Genomic DNA, 16,011 nt, shown 5'->3' on the forward strand with positions numbered 1-16,011 from the left:
AGACGGGAAGACATCAGGGAACTCTCCTTCCAAGGCATCGCAAGCTCCAAATTGTTGGCTTGCAACGATCATAAAAGGTGTTACCTATGTCTCTAGCAATGTGTTACCTATGTCCCTGTATCAAACAGGCACTCTGTGCCCACGCGGAACGGTGAACATTGTTGGCCTCGATTCGTGCGAACCCGTTGCGCCCGAAATTGGCGTCGCGGCTGGGCGTTTGTGCGGCCAACATGACGCAGGCTTCCGCGTGGGCACGGGGTGCCCACCCTACGTCCCTCCGATAACCGGTGCGGAAACGCGGCCCGCGTCTTTGAAAGAAACGCTCAGATATGCGACACTGCGCCTTTGCAGACCGCTCCAGGCAACCCATCCGATGAAATTCGTCTCCACCATCGCAGGATTCATCCTGTTCGTCCTGTTCTTCGGCTTCGCGCTGAAGAATACGCAGGCAGTCGACCTTCACTTTTTCCTCGGTTACGAACTGCGCGGCCCGCTGGTGCTGATGCTGCTCGCCTTTTTCGTGGCCGGCGCCGCCCTCGGCATCCTGGCCGTCACGCCCACCGTGTTCCGTCACCGCCGCGAAACCTCGCAGCACAAGAACACTATCCAGGCCCTGCAAAGCGCCGCCGGCACCGGCGCCGCCCAGCCGGCCTCGGACGCGGTCGCGCCGACGCCGCGCTGACCCTCTCCGCGCAGCCCGCTACACTGCGCTACACTGCGCACTCGGTAACACAACATAAAAAGAAACTCATGGAAGCTGAAATCTGGTGGCTGCTGGCCATTCCCTTCTTCTTTGGCCTGGGCTGGATCGCCGCCCGCGTCGACATCCGGCAACTCGTCTCCGAATCGCGTACCCTGCCGCGCGCCTACTTCAAGGGCCTGAACCACCTGCTGAACGACCAGCCCGACAAGGCCATCGACGCCTTTATCGAGATCGTCACGCTCGACCCGGAAACGGCCGACATGCACTTTGCGCTCGGTAATTTGTTCCGCCGCCGCGGCGAGATCGAGCGCGCCATCCGCGTCCACCAGAATTTGCTGGCGCGCCCGGACCTGCCGCTCGAACAGCGCACCCACGCCCAGTACGAACTCGGCATGGACTACCTGAAGGCCGGCCTGCTCGACCGCGCCGAGGAAACCTTCAACGGCCTGGTCGAAGGCAGCTACAGCGTCCAGGCACGCAAAGCCTTGCTCGAGATTTACCAGCGCGAAAAGGAATGGAGCCGCGCCATCGACGCCGCCAGCGGCCTGCAATCCTCGGGCGCCGGCGCGCGCCAGAAGGAAATCGCCCAGTTCTATTGCGAGCTGGCCCAGGACGCCCTGGTGCGCAGCGATCTGCCGGATGCGCTCTCGCTGCTGGACAAGGCCCTGCACGCCGACCGCAACAGCGTACGCGCCACCATGCTGCTGGGTGATGCGCTCCTGGCCCAGGGCGAGGTGGAAAGCGCGCTCACGGTCTGGAAGCGTGTCGAGCAGCAAAGCGTGCCGCACGTGGCCCTGGTCGCCGGCCGCCTGATGGACGGCTACCGCCGCGTCGGCCGTCCGCAGGAGGGCGTGAACCTGCTGCGCTCCTACCTGGCCGAAGCCTCGTCGATCGACCTGATCGACGTCATCTTCAAGGCCGTGATCGAGCTCGACGGCGTGGAGGCGGCCAAGGCCCTGGTGGTCGACGAGTTGCGCCGCAATCCGACCCTGCTCGGCCTGGACAAGCTGTTGGAGGCGCGCCTCATGGATGCGCCGGCCCATATCTGGGAAGAGCTGTCGATGGTGAAGAACCTGATCCACGGCTACACGGCGAAGCTGGCGCGCTACCAGTGCAGCCATTGCGGCTTCAAGGCGCGCCAGTACTACTGGCAATGCCCGGGCTGCAGCAACTGGGAAACCTATCCGCCACGCCGCACCGAAGAACTGAACGTGATGAACTGACCATGGACATCGTCATTCCATCCCGCCTGCTGGCGGCAGAAGATTACCTCGGCCCGGCGCCAGAGAAGCTCGACACGGTACGCATGCTGGTGGTCGGCGACGTCATGCTCGACCGTTACTGGTTCGGCGAGGTCTCGCGCATTTCGCCGGAAGCACCAGTGCCGGTGGTGCGCATCGAACGGCGCGAAGAGCGTCTTGGCGGCGCCGCCAACGTGGCGCGCAACGCCGCCGCGCTGGGCGCGCACAGCGGTCTGCTGGGCGTGGTCGGCAAGGACGAAGCGGGCACCCAGGTGGAAACCCTGCTGCGCGACTCCAGCATCCATAGCTACCTGCAGCGCGACGAGGCGATCTCCACCATCATCAAGCTGCGCGTGATCGGGCGCCAGCAGCAGATGGTGCGCATCGACTTCGAGGACGCGCCGACCGAGACCGCGTTGCGCGACAAGTTCACCCAGTTCAAGGCGCTGCTGCCGAGCTACGACGTCCTGATCTTCTCGGACTACAACAAAGGCAGCCTGGTGAACGTGGCCGAGATGATCCGCGCCGCGCGCGAAGCCGGCAAGTTCGTGATGGTCGACCCGAAGGGCGATGATTTCTCGCCGTATGCGGGCGCCAGCATCCTGACGCCGAACAAGTCGGAACTGAAGCGGATTGTCGGCAACTGGAAGACCGAGGAACAGCTGACGCAAAAGGCGCAGGCGCTGCGCGAAGAACTGGGCCTGGAAGCCTTATTGCTGACGCGCTCGGAAGAGGGCATGAGTTTGTACACGGCGCAGGAAGTGCTGCACGTGCACGCCGATGCGCGCGAAGTGTTCGACGTGTCGGGCGCCGGGGATACCGTGATCGCGACCATGGCGGCGATGCTGGGCGCGGGCGCGCAGATGGATGTGGCGCTGGCGACCGCCAACCGGGCGGGCGGGATCGTGGTTGGCAAGCTTGGCACCGCGACGGTCACGCGCGAGGAATTGTTTGGCGCTTGAGGTGTCGGTGCTAATCCCGCTCGGGTAGGCCTAGGCGCGACCGCGTGGACTCGGGAGTCCACCCTACGAGCATCACCGTTGTAGGGTGGACACCTATGTCCACGCGGTACCACTCCTGCACCTCGAAACGCCCGCAACCATACCGTCGCCGCCTTCCCTCCCACCCCTCTGATCTACCTCAAACTCCACACGTCAACAGCCTCGCCGCTCAGCCGTTAAGCGCGCTGGACGGCAACCGCCGTTCCTGTCACGACTATGGAGACCACATGATCAAGCAACTGATGCTCGCATTCGCCGCGCTGGCCGCCTCGGCCAGCTTCGCCTTCGCCCAGGTCGACGTCAACAAGGCCGATGCCGCCGCCCTCGACGGCGTGAAGGGCGTGGGCCCGAGCATGTCGAAAGCCATCCTGGACGAGCGCGCCAAGGGCGAGTTCAAGGACTGGGCCGATCTGCAGAAACGGGTGAAGGGCATGGGCGACAAGAAGGCAGCCAAGCTGTCCGAAGCCGGCCTGCAGGTGAACGGCAAGGCGAAAGAAGGCGCGGCCATGGCGGCGAAGACCGACAAGCCGGCCAAGGGTGCCAAGGAAGCCAAGCCGGCCGACGCCAAGGCCAGCATGTAATGGAAGAGGGTGAGCCGGCGTGGCTGCAGGCAGCTACGCTGGCTTGCCTTCCTTCTTCACTCGACCAGACAGCTTTTTCGCCTGTAAAGACTGCAAGACCGGGCGTGTGCGTGAGAAGATACGTTGCTTGATTGAAGCGCAACGATAAGAAGGAAACGCATGCCTCACGTCCGCCGCATTACTCTCCTCGTCGCCGGCCTGTTCGCCGCCGGCGCCGCCGTCGCCGCACCGGCCACCTCGGGCCCCGACACCACCCGTCACCAGGCGCAGATCGACAAGATCGTCGCCGAGATCTCGCCGAAGCGCATCGAGAATTACATCAATAAATTGGTCAGCTTCGAGACCCGCCACACGATGTCCGATACCGTGTCCGAGACGCGCGGCATCGGCGCCGCCCGGCGCTGGATCAAGAGCGAGCTCGAGCGCTGCGGCGCCGGCAAGCTGCAGGTGAGCTTCGACAGCCATGTCGCGCCGGTGTCGGCCCGCATCTCGCGTCCGACCGAGATCGTCAACGTGGTCGCCACGCTGCCGGGCACGCAGGACGCCTCGAAGGAGCGCCTGTACGTGGTCAGCGGCCACTACGACTCGCGCAACACCGACGTGATGGATGCCGAAGGCAAGGCGCCGGGCGCCAACGACGACGCCTCGGGCACCGCCGCGGTCATGGAAATGGCCTGCGTGATGGCCAAGTACAAGTTCGACGCGACGTTGGTCTTCATGGCCGTGGCCGCGGAAGAGCAGGGCCTGCTGGGCGCCGGCCACTGGGCCAAGCAGGCGCGCGCCAACAACCTGAACGTGGCCGGCATGTTTACCAACGACATCATCGGCAGCTCGCGCGCCGACGATGGCCGTGTCGACAACAAGCAGGTGCGCCTGTTCGCCCAGAGCATCCCGGCAACCAAGGAGATGAGCGACGCCGTGCGCCAGCTGGTCGCCACCGGCGGCGAGAACGATTCGATCTCGCGCCAGCTCGCGCGCCACGTGAAGGAGCAGGGCGAGCGCTACGTGAAGGGCTTCAAGGTCAGCGTGATCCAGCGCCACGACCGCTACCTGCGTGGCGGCGACCACATGCCTTTCCTGGAGCAAGGCTACGCCGCGCTGCGCTTCACCGAACCGAACGAGGACTTCTCGCACCAGCACCAGAACCTGCGCACCGAAGGCGGCAAGGTGTATGGCGACCTGATCGAGTTCGTCGACTTCGACTACACGGCCAAGGTGGCGAAGGTGAATGCCGCGGCCCTGGCCTCGCTGGCCCTGGCCCCGAGCGCGCCAAGAGACGTCAAGGTGCGCACCGACAAGCTGGTGAACGATTCGACCCTGGTCTGGGCGGCGAATCCGGAACCGGATGTCGCGGGTTACCGTATCGTGTGGCGCGATACGACCGCGGCGCAGTGGGAAGGTTCGCAGTACGTGGGTAACGTGACCGAAGCCACGGTCAAGCTGTCGAAGGACAATGTGTTCTTCGGCGTGCAGGCGATCGATAAGGACGGCAACGTCAGCCCGGCGACCTACCCGGCACCGCTGCGCTGATCGTGCACGGCGCTTGCGCCGTGTGATTTTCGTAGGGTGGGCCGGGCCGCGCCAGGCTCTCGAGCCCACGCGGTATGGTACCGATGCGTTCCGCAACATCAAACATAACGCGAACGTCGGCGGTCCTCGGTCAGTGTGTCACCATGCAGACGATGAGACCGCGTGGGCACAGGTGCCCACCCTACGAAACCATCGCCTCTCGAACGCTCCCATGCTTCCCGGTTTAAAATGGTGTTTTAAGGAACCGCAAGAGAGCGAACATGGCCTACAAGACCATCGAAGATACGATCGGTAACACCCCGCTGGTGCAGCTCGTGCGCCTGCCGGGCGCTGAGATTGCCGCCCGCAACAACATCATCCTCGGCAAACTGGAAGGCAACAACCCGGCGGGTTCCGTGAAGGACCGCGCTGCCATGTCGATGCTCAGGCACGCCGAGGCGCGCGGCCAGATCAAGCCGGGCGACACCATCATCGAGGCCACTTCGGGCAACACCGGCATCGCGCTGGCGATGGCCGCCTCGATCCGCGGCTACAAGATGGTCCTGCTCATGCCCGACAATCTGTCGATCGAGCGCCGCCAGAGTATGGCGGCCTACGGCGCCGAAATCATCCTGACCCCGAAGACCGGCGGCATGGAATACGCGCGCGACATGGCCGAGCAGATGCAAAAGGACGGCAAGGGCATCATCCTCGACCAGTTCGCCAACCAGGACAATCCGCTGGCCCACTATGAAACCACGGGTCCGGAAATCTGGCGCGACACCGAAGGCCGCATCACCCATTTCGTCAGCGCCATGGGCACCACCGGCACCATCATGGGCGTGTCGCGCTACCTGAAGGAACAAAACGAGAACGTGCGCATCGTCGGCGCCCAGCCGGAAGAAGGCTCGTCGATCCCCGGCATCCGCAAGTGGCCGCAAGCCTACCTGCCGAAGATCTTCGACAAGAGCCGCGTCGACCAGGTGGAAAACGTGAGCCAGGCCGCAGCCGAGCAGATGGCGCGCCGGCTGGCGGCGGAAGAGGGCATCTTCTGCGGCATCTCGGCCGCCGGCGCCTGCGAAGTGGCGCTGCGCATCGCGCAGACCGTCGAGAACGCGACCATCGTGTTCATCGTCTGCGACCGCGGCGACCGCTATCTGTCGACCGGCGTGTTCCCTGCCTGAGCAGGGCGGCCAGCCTGCCGTGGCAGGCGGTGTACAAACGACAAAGGAGCCACAAGGCTCCTTTTGTTTTTCTCGCAAGATTAACGCAAGATCGGGCGCTCAGCCCGAAACAGCCGATTACGACTGGTCGCTGCCGCTCGACGGCGCTGCGCCTTCTTTCGGCTTGAACTGCTTGTCGCTGATGCGGAATTTGTTGCGGCGGTCGCCCATCAGGTAACGCAGGTCGCGGATCGACAGGTCGCTGACTTCGTGCATGCGGATCAGCAGCGAAGCGCCGACCGGCAGGCGGTGGTGGCGGATTTTCGAGATCACCGGCGGCGCCACTTCCAGGGCGCGCGACAGGGCGGCGTCGTTCTTCAGGCGCAGGTTCTCGATCAGGGTGTCCAGCAGGCGGTTCGGGTTGTATTGCAGCAGTTCGTCCGATTCCGCATCGCTGTTCATATCAATGCCGACTTGGTTTGTCATGATTTGAATAATTCCTATATGGGTTTACGGAAAGTCGCTAGCGGCGGTTCGATTCCGGAAGGTCTTTCGAAAAAATCTACTCAATTGTACAACTATTTTTGAGTCTAGTACTTATGAGCAATAGAATTCGGTAGTAAAGTCTCTGTTTGTTGTCTAGTCGCAACAATAGCCGCAATGCAATTCTCTCACAAACTCACGGAAAAAATAATTGTTTTTTCGTTAAACTTGAGTGTAAAGGAAACAGGTTTTACCTGCCGCACGTTTCAAATTGATATGCTCGATTGACAAGACTTTGGGGGGTATGCAGCTCCATGGAAAGTTTCCATAGAGTATAGAAAAGAAAACACGAGGGGTACACCGGGGGAGTACCCGGTGTCAAAAAGAGTTTATTAGAACAAACTTAAGCGAAAGGCGTTACAGGCTGTTACAACTTTCGCGCTTTATAAGAGTGCATCCGAACGCGCTTCGCGCACCGCCCGGCCCAAATCGAGCACCGACATCGCATAAAAGTAACTGCGGTTGTAGCGGGTGATGGCAAAGAAGTTCTCGCTGGCCGCCCAGTATTCGGTCGCCTCGGCGCCGTTCTGCAAGTCGACCAGGCCGTACAGGCGCTCGCCCGGCAGCGGCACGTCGGGCGTGATGCCGGCGCCCAGCAATTCCTCGGCGCGCAGGGTGGCGCTCAGGCCACGCTCCAGCAAGGGTTCCCAAGCGCGGCTCGGCGCCACCGATACCTGGAGCACGGTCGGGGCCTTGTCGAGCGGGTTCCAGCCGTGCTGGATCAGGAAGTTGGCCACGCTGCCGATGGCGTCGGCGGTCGAGCCGCGCAGATCGATATGGCCGTCGCCATCGAAGTCGACGCCATATTTGAGGATATTCCCTGGCATGAACTGGGGCAGGCCGACGGCGCCGGCAAACGAACCCAGCAGCGAGAACGGGTCGATCTTTTCGTGGCGCGCCAGCAGCAGGGCCTGTTCCAGCTCGCTGCGGAAGAAAGCGGCGCGCGCCGCCCGGTTCGGTGCTTCCGGATAGGCAAAGGCAAGGGTGGTCAGGGTGTCGATCACGCGGAAGCGTCCGGTATCGCGGCCGTACACGGTTTCCACGCCGATGATGCCGACCAGGATCTCCGCCGGCACGCCATAGGTCGCCTCGGCACGGGCCAGCGCTTCGGCGTTCTCGTTCCAGAAGCGCACCCCCGCGTTGATGCGGATCGGTTCGATGAAGCGCTCGCTGTAGGCCTGCCAGTTCTTCGGTTTGCCCGGCGGCGCCGGTTTCACCAGTTGCACCGCCGACTCGACGAAGCGCACCTGGCGCAGCAGCGCATCCATCTCGCCGCGCTCGAAACCGTGCTTGGCCACCATCTCGTCGCCGAAGTCGCGCACTGCCTGCCACTCGGCGAAATTCACCTGCTCGCCGTCGTAGTCGATGGTTTTGGCTGCGGCCGCGGCCGCCACGGCCGGCGCTTTCCTGGCGGGTTTGGCTTTCGGCTTGGCGACCTTGGCCTTCGCCGGCTTGCTCGCCTTGGCCGTTTTGGTGGCCTTGGCCGCCTTGGCATGATGGGGCTCGGCGGCGCCAGCCTGGTGGAGCGGTGCTGCCGAGAGGACGAACGCTGCGAACAGGGATGCAAATGCGGGTACGAACTGTTTCATCTGACTTGGGAAAGTAAGCGCTTCAGGGTCGCGGCGAGATCGGCATCGGCGCGGCGCGGTGCATAGCGCCAGGCACTGTAGCGGCGCAGGAAGTCCTGCGCGGCGGCCTGCGCGCCCGGCGCCAGCCGGCCCGCCGCGCCGATCCGCTCGGCGTAGGCATGCGGGCCTTCGTCCGGCGCGCGTGCCAGCCCCAGCCGGGACAGGCGCGTGCACAGGGCCGAGTATAGCGCATCGATCGGATCGATCCCGCGCCGGCGGCGCCAGGTGCGTACCAGCAACAACAGAATTGCCAGCGAGGCAAGCCAGGCCGGCAGGCGCCAGTCCAGCAGCGACGACTGCAGCTGCTCGACCATGCCGCGCTGGCGCTGCGGCGTGTAGTTCAGCACCCACTGGTTCCAGCCATTGTTCATGGCGCCGGCCGCGTAGCGCATCTGCACCAGCCAGGGGTTGGCTTCGCCGTCGATACTCATGAAGCGGCCCAGGCCTTCGATGCCGAAGGGCGGGCGCGGCGGCACCGCGCCCTCCAGCCCGCGCTGCACCCGTTCCGGCGCCACCGCCGCGGTCGGGTCGATGCGCACCCAGCCGCGCCGCGCCAGCCACACCTCGGCCCAGGCGTGGGCATCGGACTGGCGCACGGTGAGGTAGCCGTCGAGCGGATTCATGTCGCCGCCCTGGTAGCCGGTGACCACGCGCGCGGGCACGCCGGCGGCGCGCATCAGGAACACAAAGGCGCCGGCGTAATGCTCGCAAAAGCCGGCGCGGCTGCCATACAAAAAACCGTCGACGGCGTCCTTGCCGAGCAGCGGCGGGTTCAGGGTGTAGACGTAGTTCTCGGTGCGGAAGCCGCGCAGCACCGATTCGACGCGCCGGCCCGGGTCGGGGATGGCGCGCAGCTGCAGGCCGGCCATCAGCGCACGCGGATTGCTGTCGGCCGGCAGCTGCAGCCACTGGTCGGCATCCTGCGGCAAGCCGTCGGCCTGCAGGCGGTAATGGATGAAGGAAGAGACCTGGTAGCGCAGCCGGCTGTCGATCGGCGCCAGGGTCGTCATCTCGACTTCGCCCGACAGCTGGGCGGCGTTCCCGGTGATCGCCGGCAGGCGTTCGGGCATCTCGAGCGCGAACAGCCAGCGGTTGTTGGCCGGCTCCAGCGTGACTTCGTAGCGCAGCGGCTCGCCCGCCACCGACAGCGGCAGGCGCCGGTTCACGAGCGCCTGGCGCTGCGCCGGGCCGCGCTGTGCAGGACTGAGCCTGGTCCAGGTGCGGCCGTCGTAGTCGCCGAGCACCGGGCCGCGCCAGTACAGCTGCTCGCGCTCCGGCGGCGCGCCCTCGAACTTCACGCGGAAGGCGGTTTCCGGCGACTGCGCCAGGTTCGCCAGCATGCCCGGCGCCATGGTCTCGGACAGGCCCGAACGCGCGCCGTTGGCATCGCCCGGCAGGCCCCAGAGCGGCCCCTGGATGCGCGGGAACAGGAAGAACAAAGCCAGGGCCACGGGCGCGGCCAGGCCCAGCATGCGCGCGCTCATCCGGAAGCGTTCGCGCAGCGGCGGCACGCTGCCGGTGAACTGGAAGCTCATCTGGGTGGTGAACAGCAGCAGCACCGAGGCCGACATCAGGAGCGCGGTGGCGATGCCCTGCTCGTAGAAGAAGTTGGTCAGCACCAGGAAGAAGCACAGGAAGACCACCACGAACAAGTCGCGCCGCGCATGCATCTCCAGCATCTTGAAGGCCACCAGCAGCACCAGCATGGCAACCCCGGCATCGCGCCCGAGCAGGGTCTGGTAGGTGTGCATCACGCCGAGCATGGCGCCGGCCGCCAGCGGAATCAGGATCAGGCTGGGCGGCATGCGCTTGCCGCGCAGGGTGATCGCGGCGCGCCAAGCCAGGGTGGCGCCGCACAGCAGCGAGACCCAGAGCGGCAGGTGCAGGGTATGCGGGACCAGTACCAGCAGCGCGCTGGCGAGCAGCAGCAGGGTGTCGGCTTTATCGCGCGGCAGGGTAGACAGGCGCGCCAGGTTCATGGTGCGCCTCCCTGTCCCGGGTTGCCGGGGTTGCCGGGGTTTCCATACAGGGCCAGGGCGCGCAGGCAGGCCGCCTGGTGCGCCGCGCCATTGCCGGCGTCGTAGCGGTCGGCGCCGACGCGGAAGGCATAGGGCAGGGCGCGGCTTTCCGCTTCCAGCACCCAGCGCGTCAAGCGCGACAGGCGCGCCTCCAGATCGAGCTGGGCCGGCAGCGCGGCCAGGTCGAGCACCAGTTCGTCGCGCGCGCCGCCTTCGAAATGCTTGGTGGCGAGCTGGCCGCCCTCGGCCGGGTCGAGGCGCGCGATCTGGCGCCAGGCCAGGCGCCGCATCGAGTCGCCCGGCTGGTAGGGGCGCACGCCGGCGAAATCGTCGCTGCCGGCCTGGCCCGTGCCGTCGCTGCGCCCGCCCGCCACCTGGGGCAGGGGCGGCGCGCCTTCCTCGGGGAAGGGATACACCAGCCCGTGCAGGTCCGGATGCCAGTAGGCCCAGGCGCGGAACAGGCCGAGCGGAAAGCGCGTGCTGAGGGTCAGGCGCGGCGCCGCCAGCCAGCCCCGGTGTTCGGTCGGCACGGCGATGCGCACGCTCGCGCTGGAGCCGGCCGGCACGTCGGCCACGTGGCGCGGCTCGGCCACGCCGGCGAGGTCGACCCACACCGCGTAGCGCGTGCGCGGGCCGGGGTTGGCCAGTTGCAGTTCGAACGGCGCCTCCTGGCCGGAGAACACGTTCGGGGCGCGGCCCGGCGTGAGCACCAGGTGGGCCAGGTTGCGCCAGGTGAGCACCATGTCGACCAGGGCGCAGGACAGGGCCATGAAGGTGAGGGCATAGCCCAGGCCCAGGTTGTAGTTGATCGAGCCGATCAGCAGCACCAGGATCAGGGCGCCGAAGCCCAGCCCTGGCCCGGTCGGCAGGATATAGATGCGGCGCTGGCCGAGCAGCAGCGATCCCGTATCGCGTTCGCGCACCAGGCGGCTGCCCGCCTTGCGGCGCAGCCGGCCAAGGAAGGAGCCCGCGGTGTCTGCCTGTGCCTGCGCCATGGCGCTTATACCGGCACCGATTTCTGCAGCTGCAGCACCAGGTCGCGGCTGGCCAGGGCCATGCCTTGCGCCGAGCGCAGCGGACGCAGGCGGTGCGCGCAGACCGGCACCAGCACCGCCTGGATATCTTCCGGCAGCACGTGGTCGCGGCCTTCGAGCGCGGCCCAGGCGCGCCCGGCCTGGAGCAGGGCCAGGGTGGCGCGTGGCGACAGGCCTTCGGCGAACAGCGTGCCCTGGCGCGAAGCCTGGGCCAGAGCCTGCACGTAATCCACCAGCGAGGGCGAGGCGTGGATGCGCCGCAGCGCGGCCTGCGCCTCCATCAGTTCGGCCGGGCTGGTGGCCGCCTGCAGGGTGCGCAGCATGGCGCGCCGGTCTTCGCCCAGCAGGAGGGCGCGTTCGGCGGCCGGGTCGGGATAGCCGAGCGAGAGGCACATCAGGAAGCGGTCGAGCTGGGACTCGGGCAGCGGGAAGGTGCCGACCTGGTGCGCCGGGTTTTGCGTGGCGATGACAAAAAAGGGTTCCGGCAGATCGCGCGTGACGCCGTCGAAGGTGACCTGGCGTTCTTCCATCGCCTCCAGCAGGCCCGATTGCGTTTTCGGCGTAGCGCGGTTGATTTCGTCGGCCAGCAGCACTTGGGTGAAGATCGGGCCGGGGTGGAACACGAAGCCGTTCTTTTCGCGCTCGTAGACCGAGATGCCGGCCACGTCGGCCGGCAGCAGGTCGCTGGTGAACTGGACACGGTTGAATTTCAGGCCGAGCGAGAGGGCCAGCGCGTGCGCCAGCGTGGTCTTGCCGACGCCGGGGACGTCCTCGATCAGCAGGTGGCCGCCGGCCAGCAGGCAGGTAAAGGCCAGCCGCACCTGCTGGTCCTTGCCGACGACGATCTGGCCGACCTGGCGGGCGGCGGCGTGCAATTTGTTGAACATGCTTGGGTTCCCATGGTCGAATGGTGCGACGGCCCGGGCGGCATGGTAGATTAGCGATATTGGCAACTATTCTTCCACGCGGGGAGGGCCGTCCGGATGATTCTATGCGAGAACGGATATTTCCGGTGTATGGATGAGCAGGGCAGTCACCCACGCTTGACGAGCGCACCATGAGCACAGCTATTTTCAGCCACCCCGATTGCCTGAAGCACGACATGGGCGACTGGCACCCGGAGTCGCCCGACCGGCTCCAGGCCATCGAGGACCAACTCATCCTGGCTCGGCTCGACGGCCTGGTCGAACGGCGCCTGGCGCCGCTGGCCGAGGAAATGTCCATCCTGCGCAACCACACGCCGGGCGCGCTGGCGCTGGTGCGCGACCATGTGCCGGTGGAAGGCGAGTTCTATCCGCTCGACGCCGACACGATTTTGTGCCACGCCAGCTACGGGGCCGCACTGCGCGCTGCCGGCGCGGCCGTGGCGGCGACCGACGCCGTGATCGCCGGCAGCATCGCCAACGCCTTCTGCTCGGTGCGCCCGCCGGGGCACCACGCCACGCCGAAGGAGCCGATGGGCTTTTGCCTGTTCAATAATGTGGCGATCGCGGCGCGCCACGCGCTCGAGGTGCATGGCCTGGCGCGGGTGGCGATCGTCGACTTCGACGTCCACCATGGCAACGGCACGGCCGACGCTTTCCGGGGCGACCCGCGGGTGCTGATGGCGAGCTTTTTCCAGCATCCTTTCTATCCGTATTCCGAACCGGAGCCGATCACGGCCACCAGCGTGAATGTACCGGTGGCGGCGCGCAGCGGCGGCGATGTGGTGCGCGACGTGGTCCGCGACCAGTGGCTGCCGGCCCTGCACGCGTTCCGGCCGCAGATGATCTTCATCTCCGCCGGCTTCGACGCCCACCGCGACGACGACATGGGCGGCATGGACCTGGTCGAGGCGGATTATGCGTGGATCACGCGCGAGGTGATGGCGGTGGCCAGGGAGCATGCGCAGGGAAGGATCGTCAGTTGCCTGGAGGGGGGGTATGACTTGTCGTCGCTGGGGCGCAGCGTGGTGGCGCATCTGAAGGTGCTGGCCGAGCTGGACTAGCACCAATCCTAGCCGCTGATGCCGCATTGGTGACGGCTTCGACCGTACGGTGGGCACTCCGTGCCCACGCGGTTACGTGCGTGTCCTTGAACCGTTGGCCGTTAATGCTCGCTCCGCGGCTTTTATCCTCGACGATACGTTAGCGAGATGCTTTTGATACGCCGGCGTGGTGCATCGTTATCGAATAGAGGATGCCAACATTGATCGTCGTTCCGCGTGGGCACAGGGTGCCCACCTTACGATCGCGCCTGCCAACATTATCGGTAGCCGCACGACTCATCTTGCACTGGCGTTAACACCACACATCCACAAACCATCCTCGTCCTTTCACGTGTGCAATTGACACTCATACATACGCGGCATACAGTCAGCCCAGCCGTAACAAGCGGCTGCGCCTGCGTCAGCCGGCAGCGATGGCGACCGAAACAGGCGTCCACTCAGACAAGGAGGAGATTGTGAAGAAAGCACTTCAAATGGCCATGGCGCTCTGCCTGATGGCCGCATCCGGCATTGCGGCGGCGGCCAACTACACGCTGTGGATCAACGGCCGCACCGGCGGCGGGGTGGTCGGCAACTACAACAGCTTCACCTACTGGGGCCCCGGCACCACGGCGGCCGGCGTCAACAAGAAGTCGGTCAACTGGGACGGCCGCAGCAGCATCGCTTCGCAAAGCGGCAAGATCCGCGACGCGCTCGACTGCTTCTGCACCGGCGGCAACTGGTGCTACATCGCCACCCACAGCGCCGGCGATTTGATCCTCGGCTATACCCTGGCCAACTACGGCGGCTCGGCGCGCGTCAAGAAGAACGCCAGCGCCAACGCATCCGGCGTGTGCGGCAATACCGACGGCAGCTCGCAGACCGGCTGGAACATCAAGTGGGTGCGCGCGGCATCGGGCGCGGGCGGCGGCTCGGAACTGTCGGACGTCGGCTCCTGGGCCGTGTCGGAACCTCTGGTCAAGGACCTGAAGACCACCACCGCGCGCGCCATGTACAACCACAACACCACCCACAACATCTGGTTCTACATGTACGCCGGCGCCAAGGGCACCGCCTATTCCGGCATCCTGCCGGGCCAGGACGACGAAGCCGTGGCCTACCACAGCACCGGCGGCGTGGCCGGCACCTCGGGCGGCTCCTACTGCAACCCGAGCGACTGGCTGTGCAACGACCTGACCCTGGGCACGGCGGCCAACGAAGGCGGCTCGGCCAAGTGGAACTTCCACTCGGTCAGCTTCCGCGACGATGCCGAGGCCTATAACCACTACGCGAACGGCAACTGGGGCGGCATCGTCGGTGTCGTGCGCAATGCCGTGGTGAACAGTGCCCTCTGAGCGTCCACAGGGCCGCCCGGGCGGCGGCCCGTCTTTCCTGCGCCGCTGGCTGCCGTTGGCGCTGCTGGCGGTGCTGGTCGCGGCCGTCGCCTGGCTGGCCTGGCGCGGGCCGGGCGAGGCTGCGGCGCCGGCCGCCGTTACGCAGGGGGCGCCTTCTCCGCAAGGGCCGCAGTTCTTCGGCCAGGTCGAGGGCCAGCCGGCGCAGCCGTCCGCCGCCGAGCGCGCCCGGCGCCGCCAGCAACTGATCGAGCACGTGCAACTGACGGATCACACCTATTGCAGCTACCTCGAAGGCAGCAAGTACCCGGCCGGCTCCCGGCCGATGTCGCAGAATCCCGATCAGGCCTACCCGAACAAGCCGGTTACCGAAATGACGCCAATGCGGACAAGCGATCGCAACAGCGACCCCAACATCCTGCTGCAGACCTCGCAGTCGCGCGTCTACATGGCGGCCAACGAGTCGGTCGCCTTTTCGCTGCGCGCGGTGGCGCCCGACGGCACGCTGGTGCCGCTGGTGGTCACGCGCGCCGTGGCCGCCGGATTGATGACGACCGGCGCGCGCCCGACCGCCCAGGTGGCGCTGGCCTTTGCCGACGATGGCGGCGGCGCCGACCCGGTGGCCGGCGACGGCGCCTTTGCCGCCGTGCTCACGCCGGCCCAGACCGGACTGGCCGGCTTCCACGGCACCATCCGCACCGAGGTGCGCTATACGGCCGGCGGGAAGAACGGCGCGCTGATCTTCGACGTCATCTATTCGCCCAAGCTGCCGGCGGTATGGGCCGGGCCGCCGCGCGAAGTCGTGGCCGACGGCTCGCTCGCCTTTGTGCTGCGCGCCGACGTGCGCACGCCGGGACGCTATGTGGTGACCGGGCGCATCGACGATGCCAAAGGGCGTCCGTTCGCGCTGGCCACCTTCAACGAGGTGCTGGGGCCGGGACCGAACGACATCAAGCTGGCCGTGTTCGGCAAGCTGATGCACGACGGCGCGCCGGCCCTGCCGCTCACGCTGCGCGACGTCGACGGCTACCTGCTGAAGGAAAACACCGACCCCGACCGCGAGCTGATGCCGCGCCTGGAAGGGCCGGTGCTGAAGAGCCGGACGCAGTCGCTGGACGGCATCTCGGATGCCGAGGCCGGCGGCGAGGAACGCGAGCGCTACCTGGCCGAGTTCGGCAAGGACCGCAAGCTGGCGCGCGACAGCCTGGCCGCCTTCGATCCGTCGCAACCGCTGCCGCCGAGCGAGTGCGGGACGCCGGCGCGCTAGTGCAA

The 16,011-nt window shown here is 66.2% G+C and carries 14 protein-coding genes; 9 read left to right on the top strand and 5 right to left on the bottom strand.

Annotation, left to right across the window (positions count from 1 at the left end; genetic code table 11):
* Nucleotides 1–373: 373 nt before the first annotated feature.
* The 6 genes from LK540_RS18185 (at nt 374) to cysM (ending at nt 6,219) form a co-directional block, all read left to right on the top strand.
* A complete protein-coding gene (locus LK540_RS18185; protein WP_229438723.1) occupies nt 374–682 on the top strand; it encodes a lipopolysaccharide assembly LapA domain-containing protein in 309 nt (102 codons plus the stop codon).
* A 68-nt stretch (nt 683–750) separates the two neighbouring features.
* Nucleotides 751–1,926 (top strand): lipopolysaccharide assembly protein LapB, encoded by a 1,176-nt coding sequence (gene lapB / locus LK540_RS18190; protein WP_229438724.1) that lies wholly within the window; start codon nt 751–753, stop codon nt 1,924–1,926.
* 2 nt (nt 1,927–1,928) lie between these two features.
* Nucleotides 1,929–2,906 (top strand): D-glycero-beta-D-manno-heptose-7-phosphate kinase, encoded by a 978-nt coding sequence (gene rfaE1 / locus LK540_RS18195; protein ID WP_267498836.1) that lies wholly within the window; start codon nt 1,929–1,931, stop codon nt 2,904–2,906.
* A gap of 266 nt (nt 2,907–3,172) precedes the next feature.
* Nucleotides 3,173–3,526, top strand: a complete 354-nt coding sequence (locus LK540_RS18200; RefSeq protein ID WP_229438725.1) for a helix-hairpin-helix domain-containing protein — start codon at nt 3,173–3,175, stop codon at nt 3,524–3,526.
* Between the two features lie 159 nt (nt 3,527–3,685).
* A complete protein-coding gene (locus LK540_RS18205; protein ID WP_229438726.1) occupies nt 3,686–5,056 on the top strand; it encodes a M20/M25/M40 family metallo-hydrolase in 1,371 nt (456 codons plus the stop codon).
* A 260-nt stretch (nt 5,057–5,316) separates the two neighbouring features.
* Nucleotides 5,317–6,219 carry a cysteine synthase CysM gene (gene cysM / locus LK540_RS18210; RefSeq protein ID WP_229438727.1) on the top strand — a complete coding sequence of 301 codons (903 nt, stop codon included), beginning with the start codon at nt 5,317–5,319 and terminating at the stop codon, nt 6,217–6,219.
* Between the two features lie 117 nt (nt 6,220–6,336).
* On the opposite strand, the gene LK540_RS18215 is transcribed toward cysM, so the two are convergent.
* From LK540_RS18215 to LK540_RS18235, 5 genes are all read right to left on the bottom strand, one after another.
* On the bottom strand, nt 6,337–6,684 hold the full coding sequence (locus LK540_RS18215) for a hypothetical protein (protein WP_229438728.1): 348 nt from the start codon (nt 6,682–6,684) through the stop codon (nt 6,337–6,339).
* A 440-nt stretch (nt 6,685–7,124) separates the two neighbouring features.
* Nucleotides 7,125–8,330, bottom strand: coding sequence for a lytic murein transglycosylase B (mltB, locus tag LK540_RS18220; protein WP_229438729.1), 1,206 nt, complete (start codon nt 8,328–8,330; stop codon nt 7,125–7,127).
* Nucleotides 8,327–10,348 carry a DUF3488 and transglutaminase-like domain-containing protein gene (locus LK540_RS18225; RefSeq protein ID WP_229438730.1) on the bottom strand — a complete coding sequence of 674 codons (2,022 nt, stop codon included), beginning with the start codon at nt 10,346–10,348 and terminating at the stop codon, nt 8,327–8,329. The genes mltB and LK540_RS18225 overlap by 4 nt, the downstream gene beginning before the upstream one ends.
* Complete coding sequence (locus LK540_RS18230) at nt 10,345–11,382, bottom strand: DUF58 domain-containing protein (protein WP_229438731.1); 1,038 nt, start codon at nt 11,380–11,382, stop codon at nt 10,345–10,347. Before LK540_RS18230 ends, LK540_RS18225 begins: the two co-directional genes overlap by 4 nt.
* Nucleotides 11,383–11,387: 5 nt before the next feature.
* The gene (locus LK540_RS18235; protein WP_229438732.1) at nt 11,388–12,308 is read right to left on the bottom strand and encodes a MoxR family ATPase; all 921 of its coding nucleotides are present in this window, start codon (nt 12,306–12,308) and stop codon (nt 11,388–11,390) included.
* A 170-nt stretch (nt 12,309–12,478) separates the two neighbouring features.
* On the opposite strand from LK540_RS18235, the gene LK540_RS18240 reads away from it, so the two are divergent.
* From LK540_RS18240 to LK540_RS18250, 3 genes are all read left to right on the top strand, one after another.
* Nucleotides 12,479–13,408 (top strand): histone deacetylase family protein, encoded by a 930-nt coding sequence (locus LK540_RS18240; RefSeq protein WP_229438733.1) that lies wholly within the window; start codon nt 12,479–12,481, stop codon nt 13,406–13,408.
* A 455-nt stretch (nt 13,409–13,863) separates the two neighbouring features.
* Entirely contained in the window at nt 13,864–14,742 is an 879-nt protein-coding gene (locus LK540_RS18245; protein ID WP_229438734.1) for a hypothetical protein, read from the top strand.
* Nucleotides 14,732–16,006 (top strand): choice-of-anchor X domain-containing protein, encoded by a 1,275-nt coding sequence (locus LK540_RS18250; RefSeq protein ID WP_229438735.1) that lies wholly within the window; start codon nt 14,732–14,734, stop codon nt 16,004–16,006. Before LK540_RS18245 ends, LK540_RS18250 begins: the two co-directional genes overlap by 11 nt.
* The last annotated feature ends 5 nt before the right edge of the window (nt 16,007–16,011 follow it).

Source organism: Massilia sp. IC2-278 (assembly GCF_020708045.1).
GTDB lineage: Bacteria > Pseudomonadota > Gammaproteobacteria > Burkholderiales > Burkholderiaceae_D > Telluria.

Coding starts and splice junctions, on each gene's coding strand:
- LK540_RS18185 (WP_229438723.1), top strand. CDS start 374: ATGAAATTCGTCTCCACCATCGCAGGATTCATCCTGTTCGTCCTGTTC.
- lapB (WP_229438724.1), top strand. CDS start 751: ATGGAAGCTGAAATCTGGTGGCTGCTGGCCATTCCCTTCTTCTTTGGC.
- rfaE1 (WP_267498836.1), top strand. CDS start 1,929: ATGGACATCGTCATTCCATCCCGCCTGCTGGCGGCAGAAGATTACCTC.
- LK540_RS18200 (WP_229438725.1), top strand. CDS start 3,173: ATGATCAAGCAACTGATGCTCGCATTCGCCGCGCTGGCCGCCTCGGCC.
- LK540_RS18205 (WP_229438726.1), top strand. CDS start 3,686: ATGCCTCACGTCCGCCGCATTACTCTCCTCGTCGCCGGCCTGTTCGCC.
- cysM (WP_229438727.1), top strand. CDS start 5,317: ATGGCCTACAAGACCATCGAAGATACGATCGGTAACACCCCGCTGGTG.
- LK540_RS18215 (WP_229438728.1), bottom strand. CDS start 6,684: ATGACAAACCAAGTCGGCATTGATATGAACAGCGATGCGGAATCGGAC.
- mltB (WP_229438729.1), bottom strand. CDS start 8,330: ATGAAACAGTTCGTACCCGCATTTGCATCCCTGTTCGCAGCGTTCGTC.
- LK540_RS18225 (WP_229438730.1), bottom strand. CDS start 10,348: ATGAACCTGGCGCGCCTGTCTACCCTGCCGCGCGATAAAGCCGACACC.
- LK540_RS18230 (WP_229438731.1), bottom strand. CDS start 11,382: ATGGCGCAGGCACAGGCAGACACCGCGGGCTCCTTCCTTGGCCGGCTG.
- LK540_RS18235 (WP_229438732.1), bottom strand. CDS start 12,308: ATGTTCAACAAATTGCACGCCGCCGCCCGCCAGGTCGGCCAGATCGTC.
- LK540_RS18240 (WP_229438733.1), top strand. CDS start 12,479: ATGAGCACAGCTATTTTCAGCCACCCCGATTGCCTGAAGCACGACATG.